Origin of the sequence: Pseudomonas sp. G11 (assembly GCF_029457515.1) — a bacterium.
GTDB lineage: Bacteria > Pseudomonadota > Gammaproteobacteria > Pseudomonadales > Pseudomonadaceae > Aquipseudomonas > Aquipseudomonas gorinensis.
This window is the reverse complement of sequence record NZ_CP120377.1, coordinates 637,544-657,727: the sequence shown is the minus strand read 5'-3', so window position 1 is coordinate 657,727 and position 20,184 is coordinate 637,544. Positions and strand designations below refer to the sequence as shown.

Genomic DNA, 20,184 nt, shown 5'->3' with positions numbered 1-20,184 from the left:
TTTAATCAGTTGGAATAGGGGGAACGGTACGGGCTGACCGGCAATGGCATCGGCCCGCTCAGGTCCTCGAACAAGTAGCGCAAGTAAGCATTACCGGCGTACTGGCGGTAGTCCTGGGCGTTATCGAGACCGATTTCGCCACCCAGGTAGAACCGCGAGCTCAGACGATATTCGGCAGCAGCGTTGAAGCTGTAGCCGACGCCGGTTTTGCTGGAGCTTTCGTACTTGGGATTACCCCTGGACGCCTGAAGTGTGCTGTCGCCAGGGAAATAATCCGTGCCATCTTGCGCGATATGCTGCAAGCCCACCGAACTTTTTACCTGGTAGCTGAAGCGGTCAAAGCTTTGCGCCCAACGAATCGGCACACCCAGGGAGAAGAAACGCTGCGGGCTGAAGTAACCGCCGTTGCCGTAGGTGTAGAAGTCCTGGTTTTCCTTGAAGGTCATCGCCGAGCCGCTGATCCCCAGGGTCAACGTGTCCCGCGGGTTGTTGCGCAGGTACCAGTAGATACCGCTGCCCAGTTCCAGGCGGGTGTTGTCTTCGACGTTATTGCCCAGCAGTTCATGCAGCGACGCGTAACCGTAGACGCCCAGCTTCTGGTTGTCGTAGCTCAACTCGCCACGGCCGCCGTTGGCGGTGACGCCGCCCCACTTGTTGCCCTCGCCGTCTTCGGAACCGGCAAAGGAGGTGACACTGTCAGTGACCGGACGCCGCGAAATGTTCGCGCCATAGCGGAAGTTCGGATTGGCTTCAAACGGACGCGACACACTCACGCCACCCACGAGGGTGTTGTAGAGGAAGCCCAACGGGCTCACACCGACATCAGCCTTAACGCCTTCATCCGGGTTTTCAAATGCCACGGCCAGGCCTACACCGCTGTCGCTCTGGGAACCCGCCGGGGTCGTGGAGCCTTTGCCGAAGCGCGACAACGCATCGCTACCGACGCTACCCGCACTCACGTGCACCGGCGTCACGCGCAACGCCACGGTGTTGTCACCCACCGGCATCCGCGCCTCAAACGGCGCTTCCACGTCGGTGATCTTGCTCAAGCCTTTCTCACCGTTGTTGCTGCGCACGCTCAAGCCCTGCACCACATAACCGGTACGGTCACGCAGGATCGTATCCAACGCGCGCCGCGCCGGGCTCAGCTCAGGGCTGTCGATGGAGGCGATATTCGAAGGCGGCACAAACGGCTCGCTCAAGTCGTTGGACGTCGCGCTGGCAAACGCGCTGGACGTCACGGTCTTGGTCGGCGCATCGATCGGCGGCGGTACAGCGCCGGCGACAGTCAGGTCGGTGACCTGGCGACGCTGGCCCGGCAGGCCCACGAAGGGGTTATACGACTTGCTTTGAGTGTCGGCCTGGGCCACCTGGGTCTTGGCCTTCATGGCGTTTTCAATCGCCAGGGCCTTGCGCAGCAGTTCAGCGGCTTCGCTGTTCTTGCCCAGTCCCTGGTAGATACGCGCGGCGGAGGTGAGGATCTCCGGGTTGGCCGGTTCCAACGCCAGGGCCTTGTTGCTGGCCGATTGCGCCAAGTCACGGTCGTTGCCTTTCAAGGCAATATCCGCCAGGCCCATTTGCAGGCGCGCATTGTTCGGGTTCTGCTGGATCAGCGGCGCATACAGCTCCATGGCCTTCTTGCCGTTGCCGCTGGCGGCATACATGCGCGCCAGGGCGCCGACGCCCAAGGCGTCGTTGGGACGCTGGGCCAGGGCCGGCGAGAGCATGTCGTAGGCCGCCACCAGGTCGTTCTTCTCGCGCAGGGCATCGGCCTGCTTGACCCGGTACAGGTAGATCAAATCGTCGTAGCGCTGGCGACCGATCTCGGTCAATGGCTGGCCTTGCACTTCGCGCAGGATCTCGCCCGCCTCGCTGTACTTGTTGGCCTTGAGCAGCACGTTGGCGTACAGCAGTTTCTGGTCGACCGTCGGGTTGGGGTTGTTCTCCACCACCTTCTGCATCATGTCCAGGCCGTACTGCGCGGCACCGACTTCCACATAAGCGGCGGCCAGCACGGCCACGCGCTCAGGCTTTTGCCGCGTCAGCGGTTCGGAGCGACCAAGCAGTGCCAGGGCTTCGGGGCGCTGGCCACGGCGAGCGGTTTCGATGGCGATGTCGGTCTGCTGGTGCAGCGCGATATCGATCGCCAGCTCGTTCATGTCAGCGGTGCGTTGGGCGGTCGGGATACGGCCCAAGGTGGTTTCGGCTTGCTTCCACTCGCTCAACTCGGCCGACAACAAGGTGCTGGTGTACAGCGCGTCCGGCTGGTTGGGCTGGGTCTTGAGCAGACCGTCGATCAAGGCACGGGCGTTGCGGATCTGGCCGTCGCGCAGGTACATGCGGGCCAGGGCAAAACGGGTCCAGGGGTTTTCCGGGTCGGCATCGAGGGCCTGGCGGTAGGCAGCCTGCGCGGCCTTCACATCGCCGCGTTGTTCGGCCAGCTTGCCGACCTGGGTGGCGCGCAGTGCGTTGATTTTCACGCTTGGCGCGAACTTGGCACGCTGGGCGGGCGACACCGAGTCGATCAGCTTCAAGGCTTCGTCCGGCTGGCCCGATTGGGACAGTACGTTGATCAAGCCACTCAGTGCATCCGGGTCGCCAGGGTGACGGGCCAGCACCTTGCGGTAGCCGGCTTCGGCGGCGTCGAACTGATTGTCCTGGGCCTGGAAACCCGCCAGGGCGACGGCGGCGCCGGGTTGACCGGGGTTCAGGCGTTCGGCCTGGGCCACCAGGTCACGGGCCTGGGCGCCACGGCCGGCGCGCTGGGCGTCGCGGCTCTGGCTGATCAGGTTCCAGTAACGCACGTCATTGAGCGCCGTTTGCCACGCCGCACCACCCGGTAAACGGGTGGCCTGTACCAGGTAGTTTTCCGCTTCGCTGTAACGCTCTTGCTGTTGACGCAACACGCCCATGCCACCGAGGGCATCGACGTCATTGGACTTCTCGGCCAAGCGCGCGGCCAGCAGCGGCTCGGCGGTTTTCAGGTCGCCAGCGTCCAGGGCCTTGAACGCCTTGGTCATCTGCGGATCGCGCTGCCAGGTACCGCCATTTTTGCCTTGGGCAATGCCTTTGTTCATCAGCGCGCGGATCTCGGTGTCATCCGGGTGCGCAGTGAGGAACTGCTGGAACAACGCCACCTGGTCGGGCTTGGGCGGGCCGAGCCAGATCAGCGCGAAGCGCCAGGTTTCATCGGCGTTACCGCCCACGTCGTTGTTCGGTGCCAGCTTGGCCAGCGCGCGAATACCGTCGGCACGGGTGGCCGGGTTACGCGCCAGGTGCTTGGCCAGGAACAGCGCGACGATCGGGTCGTTCGGCCGCTCACGGGACAAGCGCTGCAGGCCGGCGATCGCTTCATTGGTGCCCTTGGCGGTGAAGCCCAGGGTGTTGTAGTACTCGCGGGCAATCAGGCCCTGGGGCTGGCGGCCCTGGAAAATCTGGCGGTACAAGGCCACGGCCTTTTCGCGCTCGTCATCGGGCTCACCCAGTTCACGGGCCTGCTCCAGCAACTTGGCGTTGTCGGGCTTGTTGACGGTGATGTCTTGCTCTAACTGCAATGCCTGGCGCGGGACCGGGCTCAGCGCTTGCAAGCGGGCCAGGTATTTCTGCGCCTCGGCCGGGCGGTTCTGTTGCACCTGGATCAGGCCGATGCCGTAAAGCGCATCCGGCTGGTCCGGGCTCAGGCTCAGCAGTTTTTGCCACGTCTCAAGGGCGCGCTCAGGGTTTTTCTTCGACTGCCAGTAGTAGCCCTGCTCGATCAGCAGGGACTGGGGGTCGCTGGTTTCGGCCAGGCTGGCACTGGAGGCCAGGGCGGCGAGAATCGCAATGGCTAGCGTGTGACGGCGCATGCTGCCTCCCAGGATAGTTTGACCGTACCGTCTTGTTCAAAACGGTACTTCTGATCGGCAAAGCCCTGGCTGAACAGGCTGAGCATGTAGTCGTAGTAGATTGGCTGCGCGCTGTCAGGTGCCGACGGGGCCAGGGCTTTGTTGAGCGCGTCGTCGACCTTGGCCTTTTGCAGTTGTGCCAGGGCGGTTTCGCCACGGGCCTGGAAGAAGGCAATGGTCGATGCCGAGAAGCTGAGCGGCGAGTAGCCGTTGTTCTTCTCCACTTCGCCGGTGGTGACGTGGATTTTCTCCGGCGGGAAGCCGGTGGCCGCCGCAGCCGTCGCCCGGGACATACCGCCCAGGGACTTGAGCATGCCCGCCGCCAGTGGATCGCTCTTGGCGGTCATGCCGGCCCACATGTAGGTGCGGATCGCGTCGTAGCTGCCCAGGTCATCGGAGAACGGGTCGACCACAAACAGCCCGGTGTTGGCGCTGGTGGCGCGGTAGCCGACCCAGTTGGCCGCCAGGCCATGGGGGTTGCTGGCGGTATCGGCGAGCATCCGCGCGTTGCTTTCGGCCACTTCGTTCCAGCCGGCGTTCGGGCGCTCTTTATGGAAGCGACGCAGTTGCGCCAGCACCTGGTAGCTCGGGTTGAAACGCCACAGGCCACCGCCATGCACGTAGCCGACCGGCCCTGGCAACAGCATCTTGCCCAGGCCCGGCACGCGCACGATCAGGTTGCGTTCGACGTTGGCCAGCAACAATTGCGCGTCTGCGCGGTACTGCGGGGCATTCCATACGCGGGCCGCTTCGAGCAGCGAGTAGGCCATCCACAGGTCAGCGTCGCTGGCGGAGTTAGGGTCGATGATGCCCCAGGTGCTATCAGGCTTTTTGCCCCATAACCAACCCGGCAGGTTCTGACCGATATCGGCCCCCGACATGTTGGCCTTGGTCCAGGTCCAGAGCTTGTCAAAGCCTGCGCGGTCGTTACCGACGAGGGCGAAGAACATCGCGTACGACTGCCCTTCCGAACTGCTCTCGGTGGGTTTCATCGACGAGTTCAGCACGCGACCGTCATCCTGCACGAAGCGTTTGGCGTAGTTCTGCCACAGCGGCCAGTCGCAGGTCTGCGCTTGCGCAGCGCCTGCAAACATCACCGAGCCCAGCGCTATCAGGGCCATGCTACGCAGCGGGCTCATGCCAACCGCCGTTTTGCACGGGCACGCAGCGACAGGTAGATCAGGCTGGTCACCACGGCGAGGCCGAGGAAGGTGATCAACAGCATCCAGCCCAGGTTCTGCGAGAGTTGCCACTGCATGAACTTGAAGTAGTTGAGCTTGCCGACGTAGTACTGCTCGTCCGCCACCAGCGAGCTGATTTGCGTGCCTTGTACCACCGCCAGGCTGCCCTGGATCGAGTCTTTGTAGTTGTCACCGCCGATCAACGCGGAGGTGGCTTCCAGCAGGCCCTGAGGCTGGTTGCTGGCGATCAGCACCACGCTGCGGCCAGCCTTGAGCGGCGATTGGAAACCCGCCAGCCAGGTGCTGCTGCTCAAGCTGTTGAAGGTGATCCCGGTATTGGCGGTGTGGGTGTTAGCCGCAGGGTCCGGGCTGACCCAGCTGCGCACATAACGCGGCAGGTCAGACAGCAGGAACTGGTGTTGCTCGCCATCGCTGGTTGCCGGCAGGTATTGCTGCCACTGCTTGAGCAACGGTTGGTTGCCTGCGGTGGCGAGTACCAGCAAGTCTTTGTCGGCAACGCTTTGCACGTCCTTGGCCTGCACCACTTTGACGGCGGTCGCCGGGTAACCGGTGGCTTCGCCGAAGCGGCCGAGCACGGTCAGGTACGCGGTGAGTTCGTCGGTGCCGTAGTTGTCGGGCATGACCACAGCCGATTCCGACAAGTCAGCCAGGCGGGTGAACGGGAAGCCGGAGTCGTTGAACACGCCCAGGTTCGGCATGGCGATAAAGTGCTGGTAGCCGGTGACATCGAGGGTGGAATCCGGGTCGATGGAACCGCGCATGTTGTCGACGATGATGTCGCGGCATTCGCCTTCTTTGATGTAGTCGTACATAAAGCGCAATTGCAGCTTGGACTTGGGCGACGCCGAGCTGATCGGCAACAGGGTCGTCACTTCACGCGGCAGGCTTTCGTCTTTCTTCAGCTGGTCGAGCAGGGTTTGACCACCGCCGAGGTTGCTCACTGACGGCAAGGCCACGGACTTCATGAACTGGTCATTCAGGCCGATCAGCAGCGACGAGTTGGTCGACACCTGCTGCGGCGTGTAGCGGTATTTGACCTTGAGCGGCACGCCCTCTTCACGCCAGTTGAACAGGTCGGGCGGCAGGCGCAGGTCGACACTGATGGCGCCGGGGTTGTAGCCCGACACGCTGAGTTTCTGCTGCTCGACCAACTCGCCCAAGCGCACCGGGCGGTTGCTCGGCAGCCAGTTCGGCGCGTCGTACGGACGGCGTGGCGCGAGGCTGTCGAGCTTGGTGATGACCACGCTGTTGCCGGCCAATACCGGGTTGCCCAAGGCGACCGCCGTGGCGGCGCGCTTGAGCTCTGCGCCATCGCGACCGGTCACGATCAGCAGCTTGCCGTTGGCATCGTTGGGGTTGGCGAGCAAGGTCAGGGTCGGGCCGGTCGGCTTGGCCACGGCGATACCGTGTACATCCATTGCATCGGTGGTTTGCACCAGCACGATCGCGTTGCCCTTGGCCGGCAGGTCACCGAGGGTGGTAGGGAAGGTCGCGCCACGGTAGCTGGCGAGGCCGCCAATCCACGAGGACAAGGTGCCGGCAGCTTCCAGCGCGGCGCTGTCCGGGGTGGTCGCGAACACGAACGGCAGGCTGACCTGGCGCGCATCACGTTTGTCGAAGAACGGCAGCGGCAATACAGCCAGGTCGTCCTTGAGCACGATCGGCTCGACCTGCACTTTCAACTCACTGCTGTTGCTGATTTTTGCCCACAGGCTGCTGTGCAAGGGGTCTTCGCAGGACATCGTGTAGTGGCCGATGAACTGCAGGCTCAGACGGTTGAACTCGGTGATCAACTTCGGCGGGATCTGCACCAATTGTTCTTGCTGGGTGCCCGCGCCTTCTTTAGGCAACGGCAGGCTGGCGGCGACTTCGCCGTTGACCAGCACGTTGATCTGCGACAGGTCCGCCAACAGTGCCGGCGAGTAGCTGTACTTGAGCAACAACTGCGCGCCCTTCACCACTTCATCGGCACGGATGTCGAAGTTGACGCTGTCGGACGACTCCACGCCTTGCAGGTTCATGGTGTCGCGACGGCCCAGTTGCTTGAGCGTCAGGCTGTAGCCGGTGTCGGTGCTTTGTACCGGTACCGTGGTGACGGCTTGCTCGGCAGCTTGCGCCAGCGAATTCAGGCCCATCAGCGAGGCGATCATCAGCGCGAGTGCACGGCGCGGATGAGGACGAGAGAACATATTCGAGGTCATGGCTTGTCCATCAGCGTATCGAGCGGTTGTGTAGGGGTGCGGCGCAAGGCCAGACGCAATTCGTGCAGGGTGGCGCGGCCGAGGGTGAACAGGCCGCCGATGCCAATGGCGCCGACTTCGCGCAGGGCTGCCAGCGGGGTGTCGGGCTGGCCGGCTCCCCAACTGGCGGCCCAGGTGTCGGCACGCGAGAACGTCAGGCGAACCAGTTCGCTTTGCTGGCGCAGGCTGAGGGGTTCGAACTGGGCACCGATCTGCGCGCCCTTGCTGAACACCACCCGCGCTTCAAACAGGCTGTCCTGGCCGTTGCGCGACAGCACCAGTTGCACGCGCTCACCCTGGGTGATCGAGTGGCCGTCGCTGAGCATCAGGCCGAAGCCATTTTGCGAAAAGTCCTGGGTGACGCCATCGAGCACGCGGCCATCGGCGCAAATGATGCTCACCGGCAGCTTGGCGCTGACGCGCGGCTCGGAACGCACTTGGCGCGCCTCGGACGCTACAGCCACGGCGGCGCTGGTGATGATCAGGTTGTAGAGGGTCCAGGTCAGGTTGATCGCCACCGTCACGGCCGTGGACGCATCGCCCCAGACCAGCTGATGGATACCGAAGCCCAGGCCGATCAGGTTCACCGCCAACAGCACCAGGTAGGGCCGGGCGAGTTTCCAGTCGAAGAACTGCTTGTCGATGATGCCGCCCTTGTCGGTGACGTTGAAGCCACCGGCCTTGGGGTTGACCAGCGCCACCAGCACCGGCGGCAGGATGTACCAGGCCAGTACGGTCTCGTACACCTCGTTCCAGAACGAGTGACGGAAACGCCCCTGGATACGTGAGTTGGTCAGGCTGGAATGCACCAAGTGCGGCAACACGTAGGCGACGATCATCAGCGCCGAGGCGTGGAAGATTTCCGCGCCGAAAATCAAATAGGCCAGTGGCGCGGTGAGGAACACCAGGCGCGGCAGGCCATAAAAGAAGTGCAGCATGGCGTTGGCGTAGCAGATGCGCTGGCCCCACTTGAGGCCCTTGCCCAGCAGCGGGTTGTCGGTGCGGAAAATCTGCGCCATGCCCCGCGCCCAGCGGATCCGCTGGTTGATGTGGCGCGACAGGCTCTCGGTGGCCAGGCCCGCGGCCTGGGGGATCGCCAGGTAAGCGGTGTTGTAGCCCAGGCGGTTGAGCTTGAGCGCGGTGTGGGCGTCTTCGGTCACGGTCTCGACCGCCACGCCGCCGATTTCCAGCAGCGGCTTACGGCGAATCACCGCACACGAGCCGCAGAAGAAGGTGGCGTTCCACAGGTCGTTGCCGTCCTGCACCAGGCCGTAGAACAGCTCACCCTCGTTAGGCACGGCGCGGAAGGTGTCGAGGTTCTTTTCGAACGGGTCCGGCGAGAAGAAGAAGTGCGGCGTTTGCAGCATCGCCAGCTTCGGATCTTTAAGGAACCAGCCCAGGCTCACTTGCAGGAAGGAGCGCGTCGGCACGTGGTCGGCGTCGAACAGGGCGACGTATTCGCCGTCGGTGACCTTCAGCGCTTCGTTGAGGTTACCGGCCTTGGCGTGGAAGTTATTGTCGCGGCGGATGTAGTTCACACCGACCTTGCGGCAGAAGTCGCGGAACTCATCACGGCGGCCGTCATCGAGCACGTGGACGCGCAGCTTGTCCTTGGGCCAGTCCATCGCCTGGGCGGCGAAGATGGTCAGCTTGACGATGCTCAGGGCTTCATTATAGGTGGGGATAAACACGTCGACCGTCGGCCACTCTTCCGGCTCGGTGGTCAACCATACCGGCGTGCGGCGCAGCGGCCAGGCGGTTTGCACGTAGCCGAAGATCAGCACGATCAGCGCGTAGAACTCGGCCGCGACCAGCCCGTAGCCGAAGAACATGTCGAGCCAGGTTTCAAAACCCAGGGTGGAGGTCAGGCGCCAGAACATGTAGCGCAGCGACGCCACCAACGACAGCACCACCAAAGCCAGGATCGCCAGGCGCCCCGGGATCTTGCGCAGCACCAGCACCACGACGAAGCACACGGCGGCGAACAGGCATTGGCTGTAGAGGTCCAGCGGCGCGCTGATAATGCTCAGCAACAACAAGGCGCCGAGCACGCAACTGGTAACGACCAGTACCGTGCGCAGCGCCGCAGGCCAGCGATTGAAGCGCGCGATGGCGCCATTTAGGCGCTGTTCAGCGCGCCCTTCGACGAAGGGCGTGGAGAGCGTATTGTCGGTCATGGAAGGTCCGAGTCGATGCGTTCGAGCAAGGCGCGGCACAGAGCGTGGACGTCCTGGCTGCCGATACTGTTGACGGTTGGGTCGAGGGGATCACGCCCGTAGGCCTGGGCTTCGCTGAACGACAGATCACGATGCACCGTGCCCAGCAGGGCATTGCCCAGGCGCGTCTTGAACACCTCGACCATGTCCACGCTGAAACGGTGGGCAGCGTCCAACTGGTTGATCACATAAAAGGACTGTGGCGGCTTCTCGCGCTGGAGGTAGGGCGCGAGCATCGCGTCCATCTGCGCCAGGGTGCTGAACGACGCCACATCCGGCTGCACCACCACCAGCACCGCGTCGGCGACCGACAGGGCCTGGCTGAAGTACACCGTGTTGCCGGCAGGGACGTCGATAACCACGATGTCCTGGCCGCTCAATTTAAGACCGGCCAAGCGTTGGCTCAGCCACTGCTCATCCTGGCCCAGCCAGCGATTCAGGCTCTGCTGTTGTTCGTAGTCAGTGTCCCCGAACGCCACCAGGCGGCAACCGGCAAAACCGAATTCCGGCAAGGCTTCCCAGCTTTGGTTATGCAGGCTGGTGGCGCCCACACCAGGCATGTCGAGACCCAGGCACAGGTGATGACGCAGGGCGTTTTGCGGGTCCAGGTCCAGGGCCAGCGCCGGCCGCCCCTGGCGCTGCAAACTGCTGGCAAGCGCCGCGGCCAAGGTGCTACGGCCGACACCGCCTTTGACCGAGACCACCACCACGACTTTCGGTGTGGGCTGCGCCGAAGACACTTCAGGGCGCAGATGGTCGGCTTCGCCGTGGTTCAGCTCTTCCAGCAGGCGCAGCAGCGGCGCCGACGGGGCTTCATCCACAAGCGCCGCAGCGACAGGCAGGGGCTTAACAAGCGCCGGGCTTTCCAGGACCTCTACATCGTCCTCAATGAACTCATGGACAAATTCGATTTCGCGGTAGCCATTTGGGTTGGCACCCAGCTTGTTGAATAGTTTTGAAATGTCATCTGCTCGACTCACTCACTGCCCCTCCCCACCTGATTTGCGCTTTAAAGGCGATAAAAAGGTCAGCAAAGAGCTGACCTTGTATTTTTCTAGTTATGTGGTGTGAGGCGCATTCTGTGATATCACATTGATGGTGTCAGTATTTTGATGCTTTTTGCTCTTAATTATCCGACGAACGGCGTGGCGCCATTTTTATGACGATTTACCGGATAAAAACGTATTATCTGTAAGAACATGAACTTGCACTGATTTATCCGGTTTCTTGTTGTCCGACTGGTCAAGAACGGCACAAATCTGACATAGCCTTCAACAATTAATCAGTTGCCTCACACTGTCTCGAAAATTTGCCTACACGGTTAAGTAATTAAACCCACCGTTCATATCGCGCGACAGAATACTCAAACCCCTGCCGGATTCAAGGCAAAACCCGCCGGGCGGTCGCTGGCAAAGTCGCAGCCGCCGTACCCCTGCACAGATGCCCCCAGCGCCGACACACAGCGAAGCAAAACCCGCGCCGCCAGACCCACAACCGCCATCGGCCGGGCCGTCAATCAGCCCTGCCTTTATTCACCCCGAGCAGCACGCCCAAAACGGCCCACCCCAGTGCAACCGCGATAACGGCGCGCCCGCCTTTAGCGCAAGCCGCAGCGGTTAACGCAGCCGCCGCTCCGTAAACGCGTAATCCTCCTGACAATCCCCGGAAGGCCCCGCCGCCACACTCACGTAACGCACCGTATCCGCGTCCACCAGCTGATAGGTGTACACATCCGGCATACGCACCCCATCCGTGCGCAACTCATTCTTGCCATTCACCGCCGACCACGTGCCCTGCTCTGTCTGAATCGCCTGCGCCTGCTGTACATCGCGGAAGAAAGTAATGGTGAAACGCCCATCAGGCTTGAGGTGGGTGGTCCACGACAGGAACTGGCATTTATCGGTTTGCGCGCGCAAGCCCTTCCAAGTACCAACCAGGGCCGGGTCATTGGCGGGCTTCTGAGTTGAACAGGCGCCGAGGGCGATGGGGAGGAGGAGGAGGGAGAGAGTCCGTTTCATGTGGAGCTTCCTTTTAGGTGGAAAGGCTTGCGACTGCGCCTGGCAGTGGAGGATGAATCCTACTGACATGGGGAAGAAAAAGGGATCGCGGCAAGGTTTGTAAAAATAGTCAGAATTCAGGGGTTTACAGATGCTTGCCAATCGCTATAATCGTCGCCCTAACACGCCGGTATAGCTCAGTTGGTAGAGCAACTGACTTGTAATCAGTAGGTCCCGGGTTCGACTCCTGGTGCCGGCACCATTTAAAACAAGGGCTTGCAGCGATGCAGGCCCTTTGTTTTTCTGCCAAACGTACAAATAGACGTACAATTGTTTTCTGAGGCTCGCGAGTTATCCACAGAGCCGCCCATCAGAAAGTTACCTCCCGGCGCTCGCTCCCGAAACTGTTTTGACATACGCCTGGCACGCCCGCAGCGCGATCACGGCGTTATCCCCGTCGTCGGTGATGGCGATAATTCGTTTAGCATGCGCTGGGTCAAGTTGGGCTCGACGGGCTGCATGAACCACGCCGACGGCGCCGGGGGTGGCAGGCACGTCGCAGCCACTGGCTGAATCCTCGAGGAGGACTGACAGCCGGACATCAGCAGTAGCAAGCTGGTCACGCAGGCGAGCTTGATTGCGCTGGGCATCGGATAATTCCTTGGTATGTTGTTGGTCCTGGCCGGAGAGCTTTTGCTCCAGGTCCAGCCGCTTATCTTGTTCGGCGCGGGCCTGAGCGGATGCGGCGTTGCTGATCGCCGCCAAGTCATCCTTATGCAGGCCCGCCTGCTCGGCCAGCTGCTTGCCCATCCGCCAATCCTGAACCTGCCAGGCGCCCCCAAAGCCGACGACCAGCGCCAGCAGGATTGCGGCCAGGATCTGCCCGGGCGTCATCATTTCTCATCCTCCCAGTCAGGTAGGTCAACGGTCTGACCGGCCAGCTTATGCGTGCAGTCGCCCAGGAACTGGATTCGACCATTGGTGACGAATGAGTGGCAGACCTTGCCGAAGCGGCTGGCAAAAACTGCCTCTCTTCCACCCTTGGCATAGATGGCGTCGTATTCGGCCTCATCCTCAGGCGTCATTACACTGCGTCCATCAGGTGCGCCGGTGGTTCGAGCAAGCACCGACGGCGTGAATGTAGGTGCTTCGGCATTGCCGTTGTAGCCCCAGCGCGGGCCGGGGCCCTTTCCAGTGGAGATGCCGTGCACCATTTCGCAGCCCGGGCACCTGAAGAAGAGGTCGCCCTCCTTGGCCTGGGCCAGCACCCGCGACAGCCTGGTGAATCCTGTGCCACTCACGCCAGCACCTTCAACGCCTTCTCGTACAGCGCCTGGCGGTCGTCCTGACCATTCGGCACCCTGCCTCGCTGCCCGGTGTTGATGATGCTGCCGATATCCTGGAAGGCGCCGGCGTCTGCTAGCTCGTTCAGGCCGCGCGCGTCCCAGTAGTGCGCTGCAGACATTGCCGCCCACTCCGCCTGCTCAAGCAGTTCGGGCTGATTCAACAAGTCGATCTGCAGCGCCGTGCCGGCGGCCAGGAAGTTCGACTTGCCCGTCACCTGGATCAGCCCACGCCCGCGGTACTTCCAGCCGTCACCAGTGGCCGGTGAGCCGTTGCCCATGCGCGAGGCGTACACATTGTTCGCGATCGCCTCCGGCTTCCCAGCCAGGCTCAGCGCGAGAGCATTTGGCTTGTTTCGTGCCTTACCCTTCACGTCGACCTTCAGGTAGCCGCCTTTCCCGTCCGGCTCCGCATAACGAGGTGCCCAACTGTTGGCCAGGCCATCAGCGCTGTAGTTTAGGTTCTCGGAAACGCGCGACAGCTGGCCTGATTCATGCCCGATCTGCGCTATGAATGCGGCCTGGCGCCTCGGTGTGTCGATATTGAAACGGAGCATCGCCCGGTTCAGCGCAGGCAAAAAAATACCGGCTCGAGGGCCGGCGTTCGGGAGGATTAGCAGCAACTGCTGCTGGGTGATCGGCATAGTTTTCTCCAGGATGTGGAAACAGGTAAATGCGAATATTTAGGACACCGGCTTGGCCCACACGACAGGCGTATACAAAGTCGTTTGAATATCGACTCCAACTACTTGCATAACCAACCTGTTGTTCTCGTACTCCCAAACCGCGTACTGATTACCTTGTCGAGAGGTACTACCGGCAACGTCCATAGCTATATTGTTGATAAGCATGTACTCACCAGTGTTAAGCGGAGTAAATGCCGTCCAGCTAAGGCGCAGTGTTCCCTGCCCGGTCTGAGATGCTCCAAGATAACCCCATGATGTAATTGTCTTTGTAAATTGGGCGCAGGGGTTAGAGCTATCAAATAGCAGTGTTGCAGCGCCATCCCATAGCCTGAGACCAAACTTACCAACAGGCGAGGCCTTGAACGCGGCTGCGAAATAACTACCCGAATAAGCTTGCCCCACAATCCCTCGAAAGGAAAACCCAGTCCAGGCACCCGGAGATCCATTGATAAGGCAAAAGCACATCGTGCAGGAGGAACTGGGCCGAACAAAAACAAGCGGCGGCTCCGCTGAAGTGATCACGGAAGGGAATGAAACGCTCGCACCAGAGCCTCCATTCGTAAAACTTCCTTTATGAAGCACTACAAGTCTTGCAAACTCAGAGTCGAGCGTGACGACATCATCGTTATTTAAGAATCTGAGACCGAAAGACATTATCTATACCTCGTCACCATAAGTCTTTGAGGCCCAATACCTAGAGGGGCTCCCTCTCTTGTTCCTGGTTGCCCGAAATATAAAGTCAGCCCTCCTTCAGCGACTATGGGTATGTATTGAATGGACGCAATGTTTTGCGCGCTAGTGTCGTAAGCCCCCACTGGAAAACAGACAGCGGAGTGAGTTGCTGGTGATATACCAGGAATAGATATCCACCTCGTTCTATTCTCGCCCGCTACTTTTTGAACAACTGCGGAATACACAATCCTAACAGTGAACGAGGTTTCATCTAGCTCAAGGAAGCCGGTTGGCCCCCAGATTCTCATTCCGAAGCTCATGCGGTCAGATCTCCAAGCTGGACCCTCTTAACGTTGTTTTCGTCGTAAACCTTGATCGCGCGATTGGTCATCGTCAGGCGGCCGCCACCAGGTGCCGGCCCGTTGAATTCCAAATTCCCCGCTTTATCAAGGCGCCAGCCCTGGACGCCTTCCTCATAGTCGTCAGACTCCAGCGCCTGGCCAATCTTCAGCATCGTGATACTGCCGTCACGGATGAAAGCAGTGTCGATGTAGGCCGCGTTGTCCTGCACCACGAATGGGTAAAAGACGTTTGTGGTGTTCGGATCAATGATCGCGAACCTGCTCGCGGCGATCAGCACCTGGCTGGTGATGATCCCCTCGTTGTTTTCAACGCCAACGCCAATGCCGGCCAGATACGGCCTCCCGTCCACGGTGAGCTGGGTCTTGATGCTGTACATCGCCGCCAGCTCGGACTTGAGGGCATCAATCTCAATCTGGGCACCGCCGCCCGAATCGATCTTCTCCAGCAGGTGCTGGCTGAGTTGCGTCTCGGTGATCTGATCGTTTAGGTAGTCCAGGATAGGGCCAGCATCCGAAGACGACTGGCCGTTAACTGGGCCGAAGAACGCCCCCATGTTGCCGATCCGATCCACCAGGCGCGCCCAGAAGAAGAATCGCTTGCCGGCGGCCAGGCCCATGATCGTCAGGTCCGTCTGCGGGTTTGCGTAATCACCGAACTTGACCGCGCTGGCAATATCGGAGGTCTCGCTGTACCAGATCTCCGTGCGCTGCAAGTCAGCGGTGCTCAGGTCCTGAGGGATCGACCACTGCAGCTTGATGCCGAAAACGATCGACTGAGCCGTGAACGAGGATACCGTCGGTGGCGGCGTGGTCTTTCCGTTCAGCACGGTTTCAGCCGAGGTCGCAAACACGGAACCAATATCGAGCGAGTTGATAGCCCGAACCTTGGCCACGTAGCGCCCGGCGTAGATCCCGCTTACATCGACCGAGGTGGTGCCGGTGCGGCCCTGATAGATCCAGTCGCCGTCGTTCTTGCGCCAGTAGACCTCGTAGGCGATCGCTGCCTCTGGCTTCTCCCAGGAGATCGTCATAACACTGACCGCTGTGCCCTGGTCGACGAAGTGGTCATTGCTGACTGTCACATTTTCCGGTGGGGGCTGGACGCTCGGCGGAATGACGGTCACCGGCGGCTGCTCGATGCGGCTCCCGTTATCGATCGCACTGTACTTGCTGGAATTGTGGCGAACTGCGTTGACGGTGAACTTGATCTCCGTGTCGGAAAAATCCTCAACCACGGACATTACACGGAACTGCTGCACCGCCAGGGTCGGCGAATCGATCGCCCACATGGAGTGAGTGGGGGGCAGATCGGCCAGCGGCTCGGCCAGCACCACCTGTTGCACGTCCGACGGGAATCCCGTGGTGTCCATGGTGATGTTGCCGTTGTCCCAGGTGATACCCGTACTGTCCCAGGTCAGCGGATAGCCAACGGATTTAACCGCCCGGGAAATGGCTTTGCCGTTCGGCATGATCAGCGTGATGGTATCGCCCGGGTAAGCGGTCACGTCGGCATCGAGGACGAGCGTATCGAGCGTGGAAGAGCGCAGCCGCCCACCAATGCGGCGACCCGCGCGGTCGTTGTCTGCGATGCGAATAATCTGCCCCGGGCGCGCCAGGGTGCCGTCGAGGCCAACCGAGAAACCCACGCTCTCCGTCTCCAGACGGTTGGTGAGCAGAGCCCACTTACCGATCCGTTGGGCCTGGGCCTGGGAAGTGCACCCCGTAGCAGTGATTTCTGTCTGCTGAATGCCGTAGCGGCTGATCCCCGCCTGGTCATCAACATACTCGACCTTCTGCCGGTAGAAGTCTGTCGGGTCATTCCAGCTAACCAGGGCTACGGTGTAGCGCGTTTTCTTAGACGAGCCGAAGTAGCCGAATTTCCCGTCAATCACGTTAGCGTTCGAATAGGTGTAAACGGGGTCCTCTGGCATGTCGCACACAGCAGTGACAGACCCGGCAGCCCAATAAGCCATGCCACGGAATGTCGTCGAAAGGTCCTGCAGCACGCGCAAGGCGTCGGCGCGCACAGATAAGTAAAGATTGCAGGTGAAGCGCGGGTGAGTCCCGCCTTTGCCGTCCGGAACCAGCTGATCGCAGTACTGGCCGATCCGGTAAAGCTCCCACTTGTCGACCTGGCCAGCGTTCAGGAGGTGACCCAGCCCATAGCGAAAGTGCAGCAGCAGGTCGTAGAAGATCCAGGCGGGGTTATCGGTCCACGCGCTTTTAAAGCTGCCGTCCCAGACACCAGAGTAGATACGGGTCGCGGGATCGTAATTGCTCGGTACCCTGATGATTCGACCGTACAAGTCGAACGAGCGTGTCGGGATCGACTGGAACTGAGAAGCGTCGAACTGGACGCCAATCATCGCCGAGCCCGGGTAGCGCAGCTTCGCGTCGATTACTTCCGTGATCGCGTCGATGGTAGTGGTGTCGGCGATGGCGGAACTGGTCGCGTTTGGGGTGGTTCTCACCACGCGTACCTGCCAACCACTGTTGGCCGGGGGAAGATCAACCCGATGGGACCGCTCGTACTTCGTCGAAGTTTTGCCGCTGAACGACGAAATAACCATAGGCACGTATGGGCCGCCGTCAGTAGAGAGTTCGATCCGGTACTGCACGGTATAGCCGTTGGTGTCGCCGTTCGAGGTGTTTGTCTGCGCGAGCCGAGGCACTGAAATTCGGACACGCTCTGCCGACAACTGAAGATTGGTGACAGCCCTCACCCACGGCTGGTCGTAACGGAGTTCTACGCCAACCCCGACCTCGCTTTCCACCGAGGGGAAGCCTGGGATATGCAGCTGGTCCTGACTGCCCGTCCGAACATCGAGCGTCACACCACTGAAGTTCAGTGAACCATCCGCGTTGGCCAGCGGCGTTTCACCAAGGAAGACGGAGCGCATGCCGTCCACCAAACCGACAATTTCACCCTCACTTACCAGGTCCAGAATTCGGGCGTACGCAACGCTTTGCAGGTTGTCAGGGGCCTCAACTGACGGGCGCGGCTTATCCTCGCCGCCCTTGCTGCCGGCGATAGCTAGATTGGTCATGGCTTTCCTTCAGGCGAAAAAAAGCCCGCGCGGTGGCGGGCCTGGTGGTGGGTGGGCGCTTACATCTGGTCTTCTGAGTAAATGCCGGCGCTGATCACAGCGCTGCCAACGATCATCCGGCCGTAAAGCAGCGGGACGGGGTTGCCCTGAACGCTGGTATTTACCGGCCCGTTGAAGCTGTAGCTGGGCCGGTTGTTTGGGCCGTCCTGGGTGCCGAGGCCTTTGGCTTGCGGACTCAAAAGCTGAAGAGCTCCGCCGGCGAATAGCGCGAATCCATAAGGTGCTAGACCAGGAAACCAGATACTCGCGACCAAAAGTACGGCGCCGAGAACCGTCTGCAGCAGGCCCGCACGCTTAGAGCCGGCGATTACCGGAACGATGCGAATCACGTCCCGTCCGGTCGGCTTATTCATCTCCGCCTCTCCGATATTTTCTCGACCGTTGAAAACGGCGAATCTCAGACCTTTTTCGGCGCTTCCAACCATGAACTTCTCGAAGCCAGGGAACTGCTTGAAATAGCCCATCACGTCTCGGAATCCACCACTTGTAGTCATGCGGTGTTCGCGCCCAAAAAGACGGGCCAGAGAGCCCGAGAGGAGAACGGTCTGCATTTTTTCTTCTGAGGTCGAACTGCTCATTATTTCTCCGGGCAATAAAAAACCGCCCGGAGGCGGCTTTAGGTTCGCTTAATCAAAGACACGATCTAACCGATGACTCGATAGCCTCGCGCCCCATCATCATGGACCATGCCATGCGCTGATAGAGAGCGACTTTGCTCCCTGAGGAGGACTTATTGATCTCGAGAAGCTCATCAGCCATGTTGTTGCTCGCCACCAGCAGCCTATAACCGGTTTCGGTCTCAACCATCGACGAGTCCGTCCTGGCCGCCTGCCACTTCGGGAATACGCAAAGAGCGTACGCCTTGGGGCTTTTGCTTGTACTTACCGTGATCGACGGCTTGTTTTTGGCAAGCTCGCTGGGACCGACACAGCCTGCAAGTATCAGCAAGCCAAGGGCCGCGACAAAAATACGCATATCGTCAACTCCATGTGATTTGGCCAGACGATAACATTTTGATCAGGGCTTGGCGTCCCGGTGCCGCCAGTAGCCGACCGTCACCTCGGACCAGTAGCCACCGTACACGTCGCGCTTGCTGTCGCGGTTGTAGAGGTGGTGCAGGATCGACCCGGGCGCCGGGTAGTGGTCCGGCTCAGTCTTCAGCACGCCGTCGGCCAGATAGATCGCAGCGTGGTTGGGAACCGGTGAGCGAATCTGCATCAGCACCAGGTCGCCGTGCTGCAGCGTCGATACCTTCTCGAAGCCGGCGGCCGGCAGATTCTCCAGGTACAGGTTGCCGCCCTTATCCCACCAGCCGTCTTCGCGCTCGAAGTCGCCAAGCTCGATGTCCAACTCGCGGCGGTAGAAGTCGAGGATGATGCTCAGGCAGTCGCTGACGCCGTGCGCAAAGGCCCGGCCAATCAGCGGAGCCTGGTAACCGGACGGCGCAAAACTCACCATCTCGCCGGCGCGCACCACGTCGTCGTCTCCCTTTCGCACTTCCAGGATGTGCCACGGCAGTGCCGATGCCTCGCAAGAGATGCGATCGGCCTCGCTGGGTGCTGCTGGGTAGTCCGGGTGGCTGTGCACCACTGCTAGGACCGCGCCACGGTCCTCGGCGGTGGCGTAGTCCTCCGGCGCCAGGCGGAAATGCTCGCTGGGCGTCGAGGCGGTGTTGCGGCACGGCACGTAGACTTCCTTGCGGCCCTCGCGCACCAGCAGCCCGCAGCACTCGCGGGGGTACTCCGCGAGCGCATGAGCCTCAATTGCTGCCTTGCTTGCTTTGTTCATGGGTTAAGCCCTGATCAGGCCGGCGGCCGGGAAAGATCCGTACGGCAGCGGGTTATTGGCGCCGAAGCGAAGCTTGCAGCTGGTGAGCCGCCCGCCGCACTTATCCTTGGCGGCATCGGTCACGATGATGTCGTTCTCGTCTGCCACCGGCGGCCCGTTGTAGCCGCAGTACGGCCCGCGATATCCGCCGCAGGAAAGCCACCAGCACACGTTGGCCACGATCTGGCGGCGCGGCAGCTGGACACCCTGGAAGTCCAGCGCAGAAGCCAGCTCGAACTGGACCACTTCATTGTCTTCTGAGGACTTGCGCTCCACGTACCAGATGTCCGGCGGCAGCTCCTCGTCAGGGTCCGCCTCGGGCTGGCCGTCCAGGTACTTGCCCAAGGTTCGGTGGCGAATGAGCTTCGCGCCCACCAGGTCCTCGAAATACAGCACCAAGGCAGTGATGAAGCCGCCGACGTTGCCCACGGAGAGCGTTGGCGTGGGCTGCGCGCCCTGGCCAGTCATCTCGAAGCCGCCCGCCTTGATAGGCCACGGCGAGTACTCCAGGCCTTGCCAGAAGATCGGCGACTGCTGCGGGTATCCGTGAAATCGGTAAAGCTCGGCACCCAGCAACGTGGCATCGAGCTCAAATAGCTCCACCCACGCGCCGGGCTCCAGGGTCTGGATGTCGGCCGTGATCGGCAT

General features: G+C 61.1%; 15 protein-coding genes and 1 tRNA gene. 1 reads left to right on the top strand and 15 read right to left on the bottom strand.

Annotated elements, in window-relative coordinates:
* Positions 1–5 precede the first annotated feature (5 nt).
* From P2T68_RS02960 to P2T68_RS02935, 6 genes are all read right to left on the bottom strand, one after another.
* Complete coding sequence (locus tag P2T68_RS02960; RefSeq protein WP_024072839.1) at positions 6–3,845, bottom strand: cellulose biosynthesis protein BcsC; 3,840 nt, start codon at positions 3,843–3,845, stop codon at positions 6–8.
* The gene (bcsZ, locus tag P2T68_RS02955) at positions 3,827–5,023 is read right to left on the bottom strand and encodes a cellulose synthase complex periplasmic endoglucanase BcsZ (RefSeq protein WP_024072838.1); all 1,197 of its coding nucleotides are present in this window, start codon (positions 5,021–5,023) and stop codon (positions 3,827–3,829) included. Before bcsZ ends, P2T68_RS02960 begins: the two co-directional genes overlap by 19 nt.
* A complete protein-coding gene (gene bcsB, locus P2T68_RS02950) occupies positions 5,020–7,287 on the bottom strand; it encodes a cellulose biosynthesis cyclic di-GMP-binding regulatory protein BcsB (RefSeq protein ID WP_024072837.1) in 2,268 nt (755 codons plus the stop codon). Before bcsB ends, bcsZ begins: the two co-directional genes overlap by 4 nt.
* Positions 7,284–9,503 (bottom strand): UDP-forming cellulose synthase catalytic subunit, encoded by a 2,220-nt coding sequence (gene bcsA / locus P2T68_RS02945; protein WP_024072836.1) that lies wholly within the window; start codon positions 9,501–9,503, stop codon positions 7,284–7,286. The genes bcsB and bcsA overlap by 4 nt, the downstream gene beginning before the upstream one ends.
* Positions 9,500–10,453: a cellulose biosynthesis protein BcsQ gene (bcsQ, locus tag P2T68_RS02940; protein ID WP_277379731.1), complete on the bottom strand. Its 954-nt coding sequence runs from the start codon at positions 10,451–10,453 to the stop codon at positions 9,500–9,502. Before bcsQ ends, bcsA begins: the two co-directional genes overlap by 4 nt.
* Positions 10,454–11,158: 705 nt before the next feature.
* Entirely contained in the window at positions 11,159–11,560 is a 402-nt protein-coding gene (locus P2T68_RS02935) for a hypothetical protein (RefSeq protein WP_277379043.1), read from the bottom strand.
* A gap of 165 nt (positions 11,561–11,725) precedes the next feature.
* On the opposite strand from P2T68_RS02935, the gene P2T68_RS02930 reads away from it, so the two are divergent.
* Positions 11,726–11,801: transfer RNA gene (locus P2T68_RS02930), tRNA-Thr, on the top strand.
* 116 nt (positions 11,802–11,917) lie between these two features.
* Here the strand turns inward: P2T68_RS02930 and P2T68_RS02925 are convergent.
* From P2T68_RS02925 to P2T68_RS02885, 9 genes are all read right to left on the bottom strand, one after another.
* Positions 11,918–12,433, bottom strand: coding sequence for a lysis system i-spanin subunit Rz (locus tag P2T68_RS02925; RefSeq protein WP_277379730.1), 516 nt, complete (start codon positions 12,431–12,433; stop codon positions 11,918–11,920).
* Positions 12,433–12,840, bottom strand: a complete 408-nt coding sequence (locus tag P2T68_RS02920; RefSeq protein WP_277379042.1) for a DUF6527 family protein — start codon at positions 12,838–12,840, stop codon at positions 12,433–12,435. Before P2T68_RS02920 ends, P2T68_RS02925 begins: the two co-directional genes overlap by 1 nt.
* Complete coding sequence (locus tag P2T68_RS02915; protein ID WP_277379041.1) at positions 12,837–13,526, bottom strand: glycoside hydrolase family 19 protein; 690 nt, start codon at positions 13,524–13,526, stop codon at positions 12,837–12,839. Before P2T68_RS02915 ends, P2T68_RS02920 begins: the two co-directional genes overlap by 4 nt.
* A 39-nt stretch (positions 13,527–13,565) precedes the next feature.
* Positions 13,566–14,222 (bottom strand): hypothetical protein, encoded by a 657-nt coding sequence (locus P2T68_RS02910; protein ID WP_277379040.1) that lies wholly within the window; start codon positions 14,220–14,222, stop codon positions 13,566–13,568.
* Between the two features lie 334 nt (positions 14,223–14,556).
* Positions 14,557–17,649, bottom strand: coding sequence for a host specificity protein J (locus P2T68_RS02905; protein ID WP_277379039.1), 3,093 nt, complete (start codon positions 17,647–17,649; stop codon positions 14,557–14,559).
* 59 nt (positions 17,650–17,708) lie between these two features.
* Positions 17,709–18,287 carry a tail assembly protein gene (locus P2T68_RS02900; RefSeq protein WP_277379038.1) on the bottom strand — a complete coding sequence of 193 codons (579 nt, stop codon included), beginning with the start codon at positions 18,285–18,287 and terminating at the stop codon, positions 17,709–17,711.
* Between the two features lie 52 nt (positions 18,288–18,339).
* Positions 18,340–18,684 (bottom strand): hypothetical protein, encoded by a 345-nt coding sequence (locus P2T68_RS02895; protein WP_277379037.1) that lies wholly within the window; start codon positions 18,682–18,684, stop codon positions 18,340–18,342.
* A gap of 42 nt (positions 18,685–18,726) precedes the next feature.
* Positions 18,727–19,497, bottom strand: a complete 771-nt coding sequence (locus tag P2T68_RS02890; protein ID WP_277379036.1) for a Mov34/MPN/PAD-1 family protein — start codon at positions 19,495–19,497, stop codon at positions 18,727–18,729.
* Positions 19,498–19,500: 3 nt separating this feature from the next.
* A complete protein-coding gene (locus P2T68_RS02885) occupies positions 19,501–20,184 on the bottom strand; it encodes a phage minor tail protein L (RefSeq protein ID WP_277379035.1) in 684 nt (227 codons plus the stop codon).

Coding starts and splice junctions, on each gene's coding strand:
- P2T68_RS02960 (WP_024072839.1), bottom strand. CDS start 3,845: ATGCGCCGTCACACGCTAGCCATTGCGATTCTCGCCGCCCTGGCCTCC.
- bcsZ (WP_024072838.1), bottom strand. CDS start 5,023: ATGAGCCCGCTGCGTAGCATGGCCCTGATAGCGCTGGGCTCGGTGATG.
- bcsB (WP_024072837.1), bottom strand. CDS start 7,287: ATGACCTCGAATATGTTCTCTCGTCCTCATCCGCGCCGTGCACTCGCG.
- bcsA (WP_024072836.1), bottom strand. CDS start 9,503: ATGACCGACAATACGCTCTCCACGCCCTTCGTCGAAGGGCGCGCTGAA.
- P2T68_RS02935 (WP_277379043.1), bottom strand. CDS start 11,560: ATGAAACGGACTCTCTCCCTCCTCCTCCTCCCCATCGCCCTCGGCGCC.
- P2T68_RS02925 (WP_277379730.1), bottom strand. CDS start 12,433: ATGACGCCCGGGCAGATCCTGGCCGCAATCCTGCTGGCGCTGGTCGTC.
- P2T68_RS02915 (WP_277379041.1), bottom strand. CDS start 13,526: ATGCCGATCACCCAGCAGCAGTTGCTGCTAATCCTCCCGAACGCCGGC.
- P2T68_RS02910 (WP_277379040.1), bottom strand. CDS start 14,222: ATGTCTTTCGGTCTCAGATTCTTAAATAACGATGATGTCGTCACGCTC.
- P2T68_RS02905 (WP_277379039.1), bottom strand. CDS start 17,649: ATGACCAATCTAGCTATCGCCGGCAGCAAGGGCGGCGAGGATAAGCCG.
- P2T68_RS02900 (WP_277379038.1), bottom strand. CDS start 18,287: ATGAGCAGTTCGACCTCAGAAGAAAAAATGCAGACCGTTCTCCTCTCG.
- P2T68_RS02895 (WP_277379037.1), bottom strand. CDS start 18,684: ATGCGTATTTTTGTCGCGGCCCTTGGCTTGCTGATACTTGCAGGCTGT.
- P2T68_RS02890 (WP_277379036.1), bottom strand. CDS start 19,497: ATGAACAAAGCAAGCAAGGCAGCAATTGAGGCTCATGCGCTCGCGGAG.
- P2T68_RS02885 (WP_277379035.1), bottom strand. CDS start 20,184: ATGCCGATCACGGCCGACATCCAGACCCTGGAGCCCGGCGCGTGGGTG.